The organism is Paenibacillus sp. J22R98, from assembly GCF_059383835.1.
Window position 1 is genome coordinate 115466 of record NZ_JBXENW010000012.1, and the last position, 15026, is coordinate 130491.

Sequence of the window (15026 nt, forward strand, 5' to 3'; positions counted from 1 at the left end):
CAGGTCATATCAAAAAAGCCGTGAAGCTGACTGCAAAACTGCAACGTCAGCTCACGGCCTTTTTGCTATTGTCCGCCAGCTTCAGCGGCGCCGACTTATAGAGGGCACAATCCTGGATGCTACAAATACTAACAGGATCAATGCTGCGCTTAGCCCCAGCCCGATACGTTCATTACGATGCAGAAGTGCCCCGGAGATGGCCACGAGGATAAGCACCATTCCGATATAGGCACCATAGGGGTGCGCGAAAGCCCGAAACTTGCCATTGCCCGCTTCATAGCGGCGGCGTAATTTGAGTGATGAAGCAAGAATGAGAATCCAGTTCAGGATCAGCATCGACCCGGCTGCCGTACTCACATATTCATACATCGTATGAGGCAGCAGATACGAGCAAACAATGGAGACGGTCAGTGCAGCCGCTGTAATCCACAGTGATTTGGAAGCGACGCCGCGGCTGTTCAACTGCTTCAGCGAACGCGGGGCATCGCCATCCTCCGCGAGGGAGACCATAATTCGACTCACGCCGAATAACGCCCCAACCATGGTTGAGAATGCGGCGCTGATGATAATGAGATTAAACAAGGTACCGAGATATGGGATGCGAAAACCGGAAAGCGCCGTTACAAAGGGACTGGTGGCGTCGCTGATTGCAGAGGCCTCCGTCATTTTGAGCACACCGAACAAAGCCAGCACATAGACAAGAACCAGCACCAGAAGGAGCGTCAGCCCCGCTTTTGCAATCTCTTCCCCGCGCTTCAATTCCGAAGCCGTGACCCCGACGACCTCAATGCCTCCGAACGAGAAGAAGACAAAAATCATGGAAGACCACAGCCCGCTAAAGCCATGCGGGAACCAGTCATGCATACCAATAGGTTGAATCGGCACTTTAGGCGAAGTAGATAGTAAGCCGCACAAGAATAACGCACCAAACACGATGAACAAGATGAGGATGGTTAGCTTGATGACTGCGAAAACAGACTCAATGGTGCCGAAGTTGCGCATGCCCATGAAGTTGATGCCGAACCCAAGCACAGCATAGAGCACGGAGAAGATGCCTAGCGGAATGTTGGGGAACCAGTATTGCGTGAAGGTAGACAGCGCGACGATTTCACTGGACATAATGAGCACGCCCGATAACCAGTAGATCCATCCGGACATAAAGCCTGCCGAGCGGCCGAAGGCCAGTCTTGCATATGTGCGGAACGAGCCCGGCTGCGGGTCGTTTACTGTCATTTCAGCCAGAGAGGCGAATACGATAAATGTCGCGAGACCTGCAATGACGTAACCGATGAGCACGGATGGCCCTGCCATACCAATCGAGAGGCCGCTCCCAAGAAAAAAACCCGCTCCAATAATCGAGCCTATACCGATTAGCGACAGCTGCCACCATGCCAATCTTTTATGCATACCTAGTAACCCCCACGTCTCATTCGTCGCATTAGTATGCCCTGGCATAGTGGAGAAGTTACGGCGTAATGAGCAAGAATGGTATCCGCTACCGCACACGCAGCAGTATCCCGCCTGAGCTGACAGTCAGCTCAGGCAGATGCGCGGGACGAAAGGTTACAGCACAAAGACGAGAAGCATCCATACGAGATGATACATAGCCAGCAAAGCGTAGATGAGGGTCACGATGAGAATCCACTTCTTTAAAAACGAAGTTTCTGATACATTTTGTATCAAATAGAGCAGAAGAAGCGGCAAAATAATTTTGTACGCGTAGAAGACGGTTGGGTCCGTTTCGTACAAGTAAGCAGCAAACGGGTTTGCTTCACTGATCGCACGCATTCGAATACCCATATCTGTAGCAAATGCATCGAAAAAAGATAAAACAACGAGCCATTTCAACGCGCTTTTACCCGGACGCAAGCTCCTGATGGCCACTTTCGCTCGAGCCGGCATCGCATCACCTCCATATTTTAGATACATATTGTATCATAATTCAGCAAATAAATACATCCCTTTACTATAGCAAAAAGAGCAGCGGCGACAGCCTCGCCCTGCTCTCCTATACTGCTCAATCTCTCGAAGCCTCATACAGCTTCTGCGCAAGAAGTCCGGGCTGCGTTCTGAAGTAGGTCATATGGTCGCCATGCGAGCGAATCAATCTGAACACGCCAAGTCGGCTCGACATATGCGGATGCCAACCGAAGCCCTCTCCCTGAGGCAGTAAATTATCTTCCGTCAAATAGAGATAGCTTCGCGGAATCGTCAAGGTATAAAACTTCTTTAAGTCCAGTTTTTCAAAAGCAGGCTTGGCTGGCTCCGGTCTTGCTTCGCTGTAAAGCTGCTGTGCAAGCCGCGCATCCGCCAAATTGACGAACAATTCCCGGAAGAGCGGATACGGCAGCAGCAGCGAATCATTCTGCGATGACTGCCTGAGCTGCTCAAACGCCTGCTGAGTTGGAAGCGGAAACTGGTCCACTACGGATTGACCATCGCCCAGCACGAATCCGTCCATAAAGACGAGCCGCTTGATCCGGTCCGGAACAAGCTCCGCTGTTTTCTGAATGACCGATCCGCCGAAGCTGTGCCCGACCAGTATGATATCACGCAAGTTATGATTGGTGATGAAATCCGCTACCGCCTTCGTAATCATGGCGTGCGTCACATTGGTATTCGGATCGCCTCCGTGCCCTGGATATTCAGGGGTATATACGCGATGGCCCATCTTACGCAGCATCACCGCAACCCCATTCCAGAAGCCGGCATCCGCCCATGAACCATGGACGAGGACGAAGGTGAGCGGCTGCTCCCGCTCTTTCGCTCTCTGCTCCATTACATATTGCCAGCCGGGAATCCACTCACTCACGCTATTCCTTATATCGAGATACATGACGGTTATTCCTTTCGTACCTAACATTGGTTTATAGCCTAGTCTATGTCCGAAGCGGCTTCGGGGTGCCTCACGTGGCACCAGCTCCATTTGATATATGTACATTCAAACGATTTGAAAATTCATATATAGTGAAAACAATGATCAATTCGAAGCAAATGGGGGAACGTTCTGATGAAAACAAGCAGCTCGATTATCGTTCAGGCCGAAGAAGGCCGTTTTCAAGGCGTCGCGGTCGCACAGGAGACACCGGGTTTTAGCGGAGCCGGTTATGTAAACGGCACGGAGAATGAAGGAGATTGGCTTGAAGTGGATGTACAGATTCAAGAGGAAGGCTTCTATGAGCTTAGCGTCCGTTATGCAGTGCCGGACGGCTATCGGTCCAACGCGCTCCTCATCGATGGCAATTGCTACGGCTATGTGAGATCACGTCCCACAGACGGGTTTGTAACCGAGCGTCAGTGCAGCGTTTTTCTAAAAGCCGGCACACATACGCTTGCCATGCTCAAAGCCTGGGACAGCGGCGTGGAAGTCGACAGCTTCCTGTTATCCGCCGTGGACGCGCCTGAGCTTCACCGTTCGCCGCGCCCCCTGATCAATCCGAAGGCATCGGCGGAGACCGTGTCGCTGTGGAACTACTTGAACAGTCAGTTCGGTCGCAGCCTCCTTACGGGTCAGCATACCGCTTCCGGATTTACACCTGTAAAAGAATTCACGTATATCGAGAGCGTAACCGGCAAACAGCCTGCTATTCGCGGGTTTGACCTGCTCAGCTACACGCATGCTACCGAAACAGCAGATCCAACACCGCACAAGCTGCTCGAAATCGCAGAGAACAAAGGCTCCATCGAGTCCGCTATCGAGTGGACAACCGTCCAGAATGGGATCGTAACCTTAACCTGGCACTGGTTTGCGCCAACCGGCGGCACGGACAAAACATTCTACACGAAGAACACCGACTTTAATCTTCCGCTCGCTTTAAAACCGGATTCGCAAGAACATCAGCTGCTGCTGGCCGATATCGATGCCATTGCGGAGCAATTGAAGAAGCTGCAGGATGCAAACGTACCGGTGTTGTGGCGGCCTTTGCATGAAGCAGACGGCGCTTGGTTCTGGTGGGGCGCATTCGGTGCCGAACCGTGCAAGCAGCTATGGCGGTTATTAGTTGACCGTTTAACGAATCTGCACCAGCTTCATAACTTGATCTGGGTATGGAATTCTCACGTGGAGGAGTGGTATCCGGGTGAGGGCGAAACCGACATTGACAGCTGCGACATCTATGCGCCTTCTGCCAATTATGGCCCGCTTCGCAAGCCGTTCGAGCAAGTAGATGCGCTGGCCGGCGGCAAGAAGCTCATTGCGCTTGGCGAGAACGGATCGATTCCGGATCCGGATCAGCTCCTCGCAAGCCGCACGCCTTGGCTGTGGTACATGACATGGGGCGAAGGTTTCGTGCTTGACGGAAAATCAACAACGGACGAGCAATTGAAGAAAGTCTATCATCACCCGAATTGCATCACACTTGATCGACTTCCGGACTGGAGAAATGTCGGCCAAGCTTAACAACTTTGCAGGCTGCCTCAAAAGTGCAAGCTATGACTTTTGAGGCAGCTTTTTTGTCGTTACACCCACTGTAGGCGCTCAGAGTTTTTTTATTTGGGGTGGCTCCACTGTCACAGAATAAGAGCTTGAATTGTCTATGTAGGTGGAACGACAAATTAGACTATCATCCATTGGAGGAATCGATATGAACTTACGAATGAACGCATCCCAAGCCAACACTGCAGCCTACCAGGCCATGCTTAAATTCGACGGGACGGCAAAAGAATTAAATGCGGATAAAGTGATCTATGAGCTCATCAAAATCCGCGCTTCCCAAATCAACGGCTGCGCATTCTGCGTGGATATGCACACCACCGATTTGCGGGCCATGGGCGAAAGCGAGCGCCGGCTGAACCTGATCGTCGTTTGGCGCGAATCTCCTCAATTTACGGAGAAGGAACGCGCTGCGCTCGCATTGACCGAAGCGGTTACGCTTATCTCCGAAGGCGGCGTGCCGCAGAGCGTTTACGACGAAGCCCGCAAGTATTTTGATGAAAGCGAGTTTGTCGCCCTGCTGCTAGCCATCAATGCCATCAACAGCTGGAACCGAATCGCGATTGCGACGGGCATGTTTCCCGATTGTTATGCGAAATAAGTGAACGGACTGACAAGCCACCCCGCCCGGGTGGCTTTCTTTCATACCCTTATCTTGATAAAATGCATCTAGAATCGGAGGTTGATACGCCTTGAAGACGATCGATCACTCGTTAGAAGTGGAACAGTTATACCGCGAACATAAGTCGCTGCTTACGTCCATAGCTTATCGGATGCTCGGCTCGATGAGCGAGGCCGAGGATGCCGTCCAGGATGTGTTCGTCACGATAAGTAAGCTGGGCAAGACCGATATGACGCACCCGAGAGCCTACCTTGTCAAAATGGTGACCAACCGTGTGCTCAATGTCATGAAAGCAGCACCGCGCAAGCGCGAGAGCTACACCGGCCATTGGCTGCCGGAGCCTATTATTGAACTTGGCCCTGCTGTGAATACGCCGCTGGAGCGAGTTATTCAGCACGAGCAGCTCGGCTATGCCCTGCTCGTTCTCTTGCAGACCTGCACGCCGCAGGAGCGTGCCGTCTTCGTGCTCCGGGAATCATTCGGCTACGATTACGCTGACATCGCGTCCATGCTGGAGAAGTCCGAGGCGGCCTGCCGCAAAATCTTTAGCCGCGCCTCCGCGAAGATCGGCCACCTGTCGCGCACAGACAACGAATCGACGATGGACTCGTCGATCGAACGATTCGTCCAGTCGTTCACGCAAGCGATTCATACCGGCCGCTTGGAGGGCTTCATCCATCTGCTCACCGAAGACGCGGTCATGCTCAGCGACGGCGGCGGTATCGTCCGCGCCGCCATCAATCCCATTCTGGGCCGCGATCGGATCGCTGCTTTCTTTGCCGGTATTGCAGGCAAGGGCTCCCTTACCGGGCAGCTCTTACATGTATCAATCAGCGGCCAGCAAGGGCTGCTTCTTCAGCGCGAGGGTCGCCCCCCGCTTGCGCTCGTATTCGAGCCGAACGCAGATTTCAGCGCCATCCGGGCTGTTTACATGGTTTCCAATCCCGAGAAGCTTACCCGAATTAGCGATTATAATCCAAACAAGAAGAGCTGCTGAGGTCACGCCTCGACAGCTCTTCTTATGTTCGTTATGGAATGCGGCTCTCGCTTAATGCCTGCACGGCTTTCTCGATGCGCCGCTGCCGGGTCTCGGCCGTCTTCGCGCCGTCTATGGAAAGCACGATTCTGCGCCTATTGCTGTAAGACAAACTGTCGAAGAATGAACGGGATGCCGCTGCACCGCTGAGTGCATCCGAGAAATCTTCGGGCACCTCAAGCTCCCGAGGCTCGGAATCCAGCTCAAGCTCTACTTCGATCTCTTCACCTGCAGCTACACCGGCACCCTGGCGATTCTCCGCGCTGAGCGGGAGCATGAAGCGTCCGCCCATTGTCGCAACTGTACTGCGATACAGATAAGAACCGATCTTCACTTTAACGGCAGGTTTCTTGCTTGTCCCAAGTGACGCTACAACTTCGCCCGGCACCTCGAAGCCGGTTGCGGTCTTGCCGCCAAGCTCGACAATCGTTCGAAATTTCATCGCCTTACCTCCTCTGCGATCTCACCGTTCACTGTCCTTCTACCGCTCCATCCTTGCTGCTTGCAATATCGCGATTGCAGCCCGCTCCCGCCGCTCGACATCCTCGCTTCGCATTGCGGCTTTCAGTATGTCGAGCGCCTCCTGCATGGTCGCATCGTCGACCAGCCTCATTCCAGCCGGCGCCGGCTTGGTGAGCAGCCGCTCCAGCTCCTCCCGGCTAACCGATCGCCCGAACGTGCCAAGCTTCCCTTCCTGCTCCAGAAAAACGAGCAGCTCCGGATGCAGCTCCTCCCTCTGCAAGCTTCGCAGCCAAGTCACGCCTCGTCTATGCCCGCTCTGATCGTCCGCGTTGTCGAAGTCATCGAGATAATAATAGTCACCGAGGTCGCCAAGATACATGCGCTCACCATCACTCAGGATTATGTAATCTCCGTCCTGCATGACCTGAGCGAAGCAGTAATGCGCCTCTGCTTCGCGTTTCAGCTCCGGCCCAGCAAGCTCATAGCCTTCAGCTAATGTCGCTTCCAGCTCTGCTTGGGTGAAGCGGCTCATGTCTCCGATGCCCGGCCTACCGCAGCTTATATAATGATTTTCGACATATTCAGCTAATCCGTTCTTGCCTTCCGCCCCTGCCTGCATCCGAAACAACTGCATGTTGGCAACGCCCCTTTACACCATTATCCGGTTGCTTTACCATTCATACTATAACGCCCTTTAGCCCGGTTTGCCATTCATTCCGCATCATATCGATTAGGAGGCAATGAGCATGACAGCAGCCATCAAGGAAGAGTTCGATCGGCAAGGCTATTTCATTCTGAAGCAGCTCTATTCGCATGAAGAGGTGCAAGCGTTGAAGGCAGAAGCAGCCGAGATTCTAGCCAGACATGATGTCGACTCAAGCGGAGTTTTTCTCGGATTAGCGTCTGAAAGCGAATTGTTCAAGGACGCTGCGCGAACACCGGAGCTGGCCCGCGTATTGAAAGCAATTATCGGCGATTCCGTCCTCTTCATGAACGACAAGGTCGTCTTCAAGAATGCAAGCACAGGCTTCGGTTCACCTTGGCACCAAGACTACTCCTACTGGCATGGCAGTCACAAGTTCTCGGTTTGGATCGCACTGGATGATGCGACTCCGGCCAACGGCTGTCTGAGAGTTCTTCCCGGTTCCCACCGATCGACAGTCAGCCATGATGGGGAAGCAGCCGATAATAATGGATTCATTTATCGCTTAAATGAAGATCAGATCGACGCATCGCAGGTTGTCGATTTCGCCGCATCCAAGGGAGACGCCATCGTCTTCCACGATTTATTGCTGCATGCCTCATATTCCAATACATCCGGCGCAGACCGCTGGGCACTGATCTCCACCTATAAGGACGGTACCCAGCCAGATCCCGAGTATCCATGGGCTAAAGCCGCTTTTGCGCTTAATTGATGCAACCCGAGGATGCCCATCCCACCGTCGCCGTATTAATACCGCTTCTTATAATCGACCAGATTACGCAGACCAGCAGCATTCCCGGACAAATACAGTTCCAAATTCGATAGGAACAACTTGACGAGCCGCTCCCCGTTGCGAACGGTCAGACCACCGGCATTGTGCGGCGTGAGAATCACGTTCGGCATTGCCCACAGTGGATGATCCGCGGGCAGCGGCTCTTGTTCGAATACATCAAGTCCCGCACCTGCGATAATTCCTCTATCCAGCGCCTCAACGAGATCCTCCGTCCGTACGGTCGCCCCGCGTCCCACGTTGATAAAATAAGCCGTACGCTTCATCACGGCGAATCGCTCGGCATGAAACAAATGCTGCGTCTCACTCGTAAGCGGCAAAATATTAATGACATAGTCCGCTTCCCGCAGCGCTTCATCAAGACGCGACGTCTCATATACGACATCCGCTTCGGGCACCGTGCCGCCCGATCGGCGAACGGCAATGACGCGCATATCGAACGCGCGCGCAATCCGCGCCACTTCGCGGCCGATCTCGCCTGCGCCAACAATCGCTACAGTGCCTCCGTTCATCTCGGCAAGCGTATCCGGGCTTTCCCATAAGCCTGATCGCTGATTGCGAACGGCCGCGGCAATGCCGCGCGACAAGCCCAGCATCATGGCAACCGCCGTCTCGGACACCGATCTGGCGTGTACACCGCTGGCATCCGTCAGCAAGATGCCGCGCTCCTCCAGCAGATCGAGCGGCAGGCTGTCGATCCCTGACGACCAGCTCTGCACCCAGCGCAGCTTAGTCCCCTCCTGCAGCGCAATGCTCTTTACCTTCGCATCCCAGCCTAGGATAATCTCCGCCTCGCGAAAGGCTTGATCCTCCGTTTCCGAATTTCGGCCGAAAGTGATCGACGCATCCGGTGCCGCCTGTTGCACCGCCGCTTGCTGCTCCGAAGTAAGCTCTTGTAAACAAAGTATCGTGGTCATAAGGTAAAACGCCTCCTTGTTTCTAGTCCATTTAGGTAGTCCACTTCGCCTGCTTTAGCTGACAAACTCATGAATATGCTGGTTTCTCCAGAAATCCGAGAACCGCCCCTTAGCTTGCAGCAGCTCCTTGGGCGAACCCATTTCCTGTACGCGTCCATGCTCCAGAAAAATCACGTAATCGACATCGCGAATCGTCGATAAACGGTGTGCAATGATGATTTTGGTACTAGCTCCGGCCCACTTCGGCAAATCGCTCTGGAACATCGCTTCTGTTTCCACATCAAGCGCAGATGTCGGCTCGTCCAAAATCGTGACCGATGCCTGGCGAAGAACAGCTCTGGCTATGCCAATGCGCTGTCTCTGCCCATGGGATAGCTTAATGCCTCGCTCCCCAACCTTTGTATCGAGCCCTTCCGGAAGCTCCCGAATAAATGCCGATTGAGACAGCTCCGCAGCTCTAAGAATGTCCTCATCCGTCGCATCCGCGAGCCCGATCGCAATATTTTCCCGAATCGTGCCGTCGAACAAATATACATCTTGGGTAACCGCGGCCAGCTGCCCCCGCAGCGAAGAGATGGTAAACGATTCAATAGGGCGCTCATCCAGCCGAATCGAACCGCCAACCGGCTCATAAAACCGGTAGAGCAGTTTAATCAGCGTACTCTTCCCGCTGCCGCTTGGGCCGACCAAAGCTACGGATTTGCCGGCCGGAATCTCGAAGCTGACGTTATGAAGGACAGGCCGGTCCGCTTGATAGGAGAAAGAGACATTATCGAATCGAATGGAGCAAGGCTTAGCCGGAAGTGCTTTTCCTTGGTCCTTCACCTCTGTTTCCATCTCCATGACCGCAAGCAGATTCTCCGCTCCGGCCGACACTCTCTGCAGCGAGCTTATGATTGCCGTTATGCTGACGAAGGGCTCGCTTACCTTATCGAGCAGCGTGAGAAAGGCGATGATCGCACCGGGGCCAATATCCCCGTTCACCATCAGAATGGCGCCAACGGTAATGCCGAGCAGATAGCCGATCTTCTCCGGAATGAGGCGGATAAACTCGCGAAACGCCTCCATTTTCTCAACGGAGACCCAGAGCCGGATGCCCTCCTTACATACCTTCTCGAACCTCGCAAATACCGACTGCTCCAATTGATTCATTTTCACTTCCCGAATGCCGGAGAGCGTCTCATCCATATGAAAGAACACGTCTCCCCCGTTAGCCTGCTGATCGGCAATGAGATCCTTGAATCTCCCTCGCATCACCAGGCTGCTGAGCAGCTGGAAAGGACCTACAAGAATGGCGATGGCTCCGAGCAAGGGATTCACGGTAAACAAATAGATGCCGACAGCGACGAAGGATACGGGCAGCGAGATCAGACGAAGCATATCGAATACGATAAAATGCTTGAACACTTCCAGCTCATTGAAGAGAATATTCTGCGTGTGGGCGCTGTGCGTGCGTTCGTGATACTTGAGCGAAAGATTCGTAAGCTGCCGCAGTATGATCTGCCTCATTCTGAACACAATATTGGTGTTTACGACTTGGTTGCAAATCCTTGCGCCCAGCGAGCAGAACAAGCCTAGCAGGACCATCGCGGCTATGCCGATGATTAATCGGACAAGCTCTGCATGCGACAGCTCCGTGCCGCCGTCGAAGATCCTTCTGCTCAGCTCCGCGAGGAGGAGTGCGGCACCCGTGCCGCCAAGCTGCAGCACCAGAACGGCCAGATATAAATATTTGTAGCGCTTACAAAGCTCTAAAAATTGCCGGAATCCCTGTCTGCGAATCAGGCCGGTAACGCTCCTGGTCGATGTGCTCAATCCATTACCTCCGTCTCTGGCTACACGACTATTTCCAACACTCCCAAACCCTTGTGTTATACCGAAATGTAATAGCTTTAGCCTGCCATTTCCCCTGCCTATAGTCAAGAAAATTGCGGGTTCTCAAAAGAAATAGTTTACATTCCATGTAATATCTTTATACTTAATGAAGATTATACTTATATGCAGAATACCCCATAATAGGAGGAATTTGAAGTGAGTGCAGCAATCAAGATTGGTATTGTAGGTTACGGAAACCTCGGCAGAGGCGTCCAGAAAGCGATCGCTCAAAATCCCGATATGGAGCTTACTGCGATCTTTACGCGCAGACAGCCTGAGCAAATGACCGGCGGCGAAGGCGTCCGCTTCGAACATATGTCGGCAGCAGAGCAATACAAAGGCATTATCGATGTGATGATTCTCTGCGGCGGCTCGGCTACCGATCTTCCTGAGCAAACGCCTGTTATTGCAAGCATGTTCAACACGGTAGACAGCTTCGATACGCATGCCAAAATTCCGGAGTTCTACGAAACGGTCAACGCTGCCGCGCAGCAAGCCGGTACCCTCAGCATTATTTCGACAGGCTGGGATCCGGGTTTGTTCTCCCTTAACCGCCTGCTTGCAGAAGCGATTCTGCCTGAAGGCAAAGACTTCACATTCTGGGGCAAAGGCGTAAGCCAAGGCCATTCCGATGCGATCCGCCGCGTACCCGGCGTTAAAGCAGGCGTGCAATATACCGTGCCGGTTCAAGAAGTAATCGATCAGATCCGCTCGGGTGAAACACCGGAGCTGGCTACTCGCGACAAACACCTTCGCGAATGCTTCGTTGTCGCTGAAGAAGGCGCCGATAAAGAAGAAATTACACAAACGATCGTGAATATGCCGAACTATTTCTCGGACTACAACACGACGGTGACGTTCATTAGCGAAGAACAGCTGCAAGCGGAGCACCAAGGAATGCCGCATGGCGGATTCGTCATTCGCAGCGGGATTACCGGCGCCGGCACGAAACAAATTATCGAGTTCGGCCTTACGCTCGAGAGCAATCCTGAGTTTACAGCAAGCGTGCTGGTGGCTTGCGCGAGAGCGGGCTACCGTTTAAGCAAAGAAGGCGGCAAAGGCGCGAAGACGATCTTCGACCTTCCAATCGGCTACCTATCGCCTAAATCGGCTGAACAGCTTCGCCGCGAGCTGCTCTAATCGTCCCTTCGAACTTGCCATGGTCCCCATGGCAAGTTTTTTTATTTTCGCCGCCTGTTGGGCCTCCCCCAGCCCCGCTCCCCGTAACGCCAAACTGGGCCTCTGCATAGGATAATCCATGTTCAAAATGGAGGTTATCAATCATGAGCTCGCAAAATCAGTCCGTGCAACAGGATCTAAAGCCGATCTATCAGTGCGACTCCAAAGTTCATCATACGCTCCGATCCGTCAGAGACCATCTTCATCAGCTATGCGCTAATCATGTCAATCGGATGGTCAAGATCGAAACGATGGACGGCGATGTCTTCGAAGGCCATATCGTCCATTGCGACAAGAGCATTCTCTACATTTGCCTCTCGAATGAAGGCGCCCATCGCGGCTTCTTCCCTGGACCGGGTTTCCCCCCACAGCAGACTTACAATAATGTGATCCTGCCGCTTGTTCTGTTTAATCTTCTTGCCATCTCGCTGCTTTAAGCCTGTTGTGAACCGTTAACTTCACCGCAAAGGAGTGATTAGCATGGCTTTTATGCCACCGGTCGGCCCTCAAGGGATGCAGCAGCCCCCAAGCTCACCCCCGCCGCAAATGGTTCCTCCAAAACCGCTGACCTCATCGACGCTTGCCATTGACCCGGGAGCCATCTCCCGCTGCATGTTCCGCATGACCTATATTTGGCCGCGCAGCGGACCCGGCTTCTGGTTCTATCCCGTCTTCCTAGGCCGGACGTCGGTCTCCGGATTCCGCTGGAACGGATTCTTCTGGATGTTCTCCGGCTTTGACCTTCAGCGAATCGATGCGTTTACCTGTGTTTAAATAGAAACGGCTGTTAAGCTAGAGAAGCTCCAACTTTCCCGAGAGGTAATAAAACGAGATGTCCCTCTGTCATGCTGGCCATGGCTGAGGGACATCTCTTTGCGCTAACGAATCCTGAAAGTCTTATTCCTTCAATAATAGCCATTTATCAAATCTAACAAATCGTAGAGGCCTTATTGTGAGGAAATCGAGCGAGAAACGCCCCTTTTGACACCGAATAAGTCTTGTAGGATTCGTTAGAATTTCAAACCCCCTCATTTTGTTGAAATAAGTCCTCTAGGATTCGTTAGCGCTCGAGCGCATCGGGTTTTTCATTCGCATGGAATCTGACAAGCTGCCTGCAAATACAATTTCAAGTGGAGATTGTTACGATGAAAGCAGGGGTAGATGCAATGGGGAGCAATCAAGAGTTTATAGTCGTGGTCGTGCCGATGTCGGAAATCAAGAAGTTTGTCGTGATTGATATTATTGGGGGTACTGTATTGTTTTATTTGATTAAGCTGCCGCTCCATTCCTTCTATGCCGCAATGGTCGGCAGCGCGGTTGGTCCGCTCCTCATCCGCCGTTCCTTGCGAAGTCCGAAGCCGCGCAAAAGGTAACATGTCATCCTGGAATTACGATCACCTGCCATAGATTATATGGCAGGTTTTCTCACATTTAGGTTATAAATGTATTTTATCGGACCGCAAAGATTAATTAATTGGTATTATGATAAATACACGTTTACAATGTATAAAAATACAAACTTTGAGTAAAAAAATGCAAATTCGAGCCCTCATCATCCAAAGGAGCGTTGGTCAAATTGATAACCGTTATACCCGATCAGCAATTGGAAGCTGCACAAAAATACGTCCAATCCGTATACGAAACAATCGTTCAACGCAACCACCACGAGCCTGAATTCCACCAAGCTGTGAAGGAAATTCTGGATTCCCTCGTTCCCGTTCTGGCCCAGCATCCGGAGTATGAGCAGAACAGTATTTTAGAGCGAATTTCTGAGCCGGAGCGTGTCGTATCCTTCCGCGTGCCATGGGTGGATGACAAGGGGAAGGTGCATGTGAACCGCGGATTCCGGGTTCAGTTCAATAGCGCACTGGGGCCTTATAAAGGCGGACTGCGGTTCCATCCGTCGGTAAATGCAAGCATCATCAAATTCTTGGGCTTCGAGCAGATCTTTAAGAACAGCCTAACCGGCCAGCCGATCGGCGGCGGTAAAGGCGGATCGGATTTCGATCCGAAAGGCAAATCCGATCATGAAATTATGCGCTTCACGCAAAGCTTCATGACCGAGCTCTACAAATATATCGGACCTGAGGTCGATGTACCCGCAGGCGATATCGGCGTGGGAGCGCGGGAAATCGGCTACATGTTCGGACAATACAAACGTATTCGCGGCGGCAACGAAGCAGGCGTTCTCACGGGTAAGGGCATTGTCTACGGCGGAAGTCTGGCGCGCAAGGAAGCGACCGGCTACGGCTGCGTTTATTTCGTGAACGAGATGCTTGCCAGCAAAGGCTTGAGCTTCCAAGTCAGCACGGTTGTCGTATCGGGCTCGGGCAACGTCTCCATCTATGCGATTGAGAAGGCACAACAGCTTGGCGCTAAAGTCGTTGCGTGCAGTGACTCTGGCGGGTACATCTACGACCCTCAGGGCATCAACTTGGATACGGTCAAGCAATTGAAGGAACTGGATCGCAAACGAATCAGTGAATACGTGAACATCCATCCGCATGCTACCTACACACCGGGCTGCGACGGCATTTGGTCCATTCCATGTGACATTGCGCTTCCTTGCGCGACACAGAATGAGATTGACGCGAAGGCCGCACAGCTGTTAGTAGATGGCGGTGTGAAGGCGATTGGCGAAGGGGCTAACATGCCATCCACCTTGGAAGCCATTGATGTGTTTCTGAATAACGGCGTTCTGTTTGGACCGGCTAAGGCAGCGAACGCAGGCGGCGTTGCTGTATCTGCACTCGAAATGGCGCAAAACAGCATGCGACTGTCGTGGACCTTCGAAGAAGTAGACACCAAGCTCCATAGCATTATGAAAAACATCTATGATAACAGCGTCAAAGCAGCCGCAGATTACGGACATGCCGGCAATCTGGTCTATGGCGCGAATATCGCCGGGTTTATTAAAGTAGCCGACTCCATGATTGCACAAGGTGTCGTTTAATAGCGAAGCACAAGAAAACCCACCGTGCTAGGTTAATGGTTGTTAACCTAGCGCGGT

The 15026-nt window shown here is 52.6% G+C and carries 16 protein-coding genes; 9 read left to right on the plus strand and 7 right to left on the minus strand.

The window, feature by feature from the left end; all coding sequences use genetic code 11:
* Positions 1–81: 81 nt before the first annotated feature.
* The 3 genes from AC50Y3_RS26805 to AC50Y3_RS26815 form a co-directional block, all read right to left on the minus strand.
* A complete protein-coding gene (locus tag AC50Y3_RS26805; RefSeq protein WP_494821767.1) occupies positions 82–1407 on the minus strand; it encodes an amino acid permease in 1326 nt (441 codons plus the stop codon).
* Between the two features lie 156 nt (positions 1408–1563).
* Entirely contained in the window at positions 1564–1902 is a 339-nt protein-coding gene (locus AC50Y3_RS26810) for a DUF5658 family protein (protein WP_494821768.1), read from the minus strand.
* A gap of 115 nt (positions 1903–2017) precedes the next feature.
* On the minus strand, positions 2018–2812 hold the full coding sequence (locus AC50Y3_RS26815; RefSeq protein ID WP_494821769.1) for an alpha/beta hydrolase: 795 nt from the start codon (positions 2810–2812) through the stop codon (positions 2018–2020).
* Positions 2813–3010: 198 nt separating this feature from the next.
* On the opposite strand from AC50Y3_RS26815, the gene AC50Y3_RS26820 reads away from it, so the two are divergent.
* The 3 genes from AC50Y3_RS26820 (at position 3011) to AC50Y3_RS26830 (ending at position 6051) form a co-directional block, all read left to right on the plus strand.
* Positions 3011–4399, plus strand: a complete 1389-nt coding sequence (locus AC50Y3_RS26820) for a glycosyl hydrolase (protein ID WP_494821770.1) — start codon at positions 3011–3013, stop codon at positions 4397–4399.
* A gap of 184 nt (positions 4400–4583) precedes the next feature.
* On the plus strand, positions 4584–5033 hold the full coding sequence (locus AC50Y3_RS26825) for a carboxymuconolactone decarboxylase family protein (RefSeq protein ID WP_494821771.1): 450 nt from the start codon (positions 4584–4586) through the stop codon (positions 5031–5033).
* 91 nt (positions 5034–5124) lie between these two features.
* Positions 5125–6051 (plus strand): sigma-70 family RNA polymerase sigma factor, encoded by a 927-nt coding sequence (locus AC50Y3_RS26830; RefSeq protein WP_494821772.1) that lies wholly within the window; start codon positions 5125–5127, stop codon positions 6049–6051.
* Positions 6052–6082: 31 nt separating this feature from the next.
* Here the strand turns inward: AC50Y3_RS26830 and AC50Y3_RS26835 are convergent, their stop codons facing one another.
* On the minus strand, positions 6083–6532 hold the full coding sequence (locus AC50Y3_RS26835; RefSeq protein ID WP_494821773.1) for a YdeI/OmpD-associated family protein: 450 nt from the start codon (positions 6530–6532) through the stop codon (positions 6083–6085).
* Between the two features lie 39 nt (positions 6533–6571).
* Positions 6572–7186, minus strand: coding sequence for a DUF8426 domain-containing protein (locus AC50Y3_RS26840; RefSeq protein WP_494821774.1), 615 nt, complete (start codon positions 7184–7186; stop codon positions 6572–6574).
* Between the two features lie 112 nt (positions 7187–7298).
* Here AC50Y3_RS26840 and AC50Y3_RS26845 point away from each other — a divergent pair, with 112 nt between their 5' ends.
* Positions 7299–7967 (plus strand): phytanoyl-CoA dioxygenase family protein, encoded by a 669-nt coding sequence (locus tag AC50Y3_RS26845; RefSeq protein ID WP_494821775.1) that lies wholly within the window; start codon positions 7299–7301, stop codon positions 7965–7967.
* Between the two features lie 35 nt (positions 7968–8002).
* Here AC50Y3_RS26845 and AC50Y3_RS26850 read toward each other — a convergent pair whose 3' ends face one another.
* Positions 8003–8962: a D-2-hydroxyacid dehydrogenase gene (locus tag AC50Y3_RS26850; protein WP_494821776.1), complete on the minus strand. Its 960-nt coding sequence runs from the start codon at positions 8960–8962 to the stop codon at positions 8003–8005.
* A 54-nt stretch (positions 8963–9016) separates the two neighbouring features.
* The gene (locus tag AC50Y3_RS26855) at positions 9017–10777 is read right to left on the minus strand and encodes an ABC transporter ATP-binding protein (protein ID WP_494821777.1); all 1761 of its coding nucleotides are present in this window, start codon (positions 10775–10777) and stop codon (positions 9017–9019) included.
* A 216-nt stretch (positions 10778–10993) separates the two neighbouring features.
* Between AC50Y3_RS26855 and AC50Y3_RS26860 the strand changes: the two genes are divergently transcribed.
* The 5 genes from AC50Y3_RS26860 (at position 10994) to gdhA (ending at position 14969) form a co-directional block, all read left to right on the plus strand.
* Positions 10994–11977: a diaminopimelate dehydrogenase gene (locus AC50Y3_RS26860; protein WP_494821778.1), complete on the plus strand. Its 984-nt coding sequence runs from the start codon at positions 10994–10996 to the stop codon at positions 11975–11977.
* Positions 11978–12120: 143 nt separating this feature from the next.
* Complete coding sequence (locus tag AC50Y3_RS26865) at positions 12121–12453, plus strand: hypothetical protein (RefSeq protein WP_494821779.1); 333 nt, start codon at positions 12121–12123, stop codon at positions 12451–12453.
* Positions 12454–12496: 43 nt separating this feature from the next.
* The gene (locus AC50Y3_RS26870; protein ID WP_494821780.1) at positions 12497–12790 is read left to right on the plus strand and encodes a transporter; all 294 of its coding nucleotides are present in this window, start codon (positions 12497–12499) and stop codon (positions 12788–12790) included.
* Between the two features lie 371 nt (positions 12791–13161).
* Entirely contained in the window at positions 13162–13389 is a 228-nt protein-coding gene (locus tag AC50Y3_RS26875) for a hypothetical protein (RefSeq protein ID WP_494821781.1), read from the plus strand.
* Positions 13390–13592: 203 nt separating this feature from the next.
* Positions 13593–14969: an NADP-specific glutamate dehydrogenase gene (gdhA, locus tag AC50Y3_RS26880; protein ID WP_494821782.1), complete on the plus strand. Its 1377-nt coding sequence runs from the start codon at positions 13593–13595 to the stop codon at positions 14967–14969.
* The last annotated feature ends 57 nt before the right edge of the window (positions 14970–15026 follow it).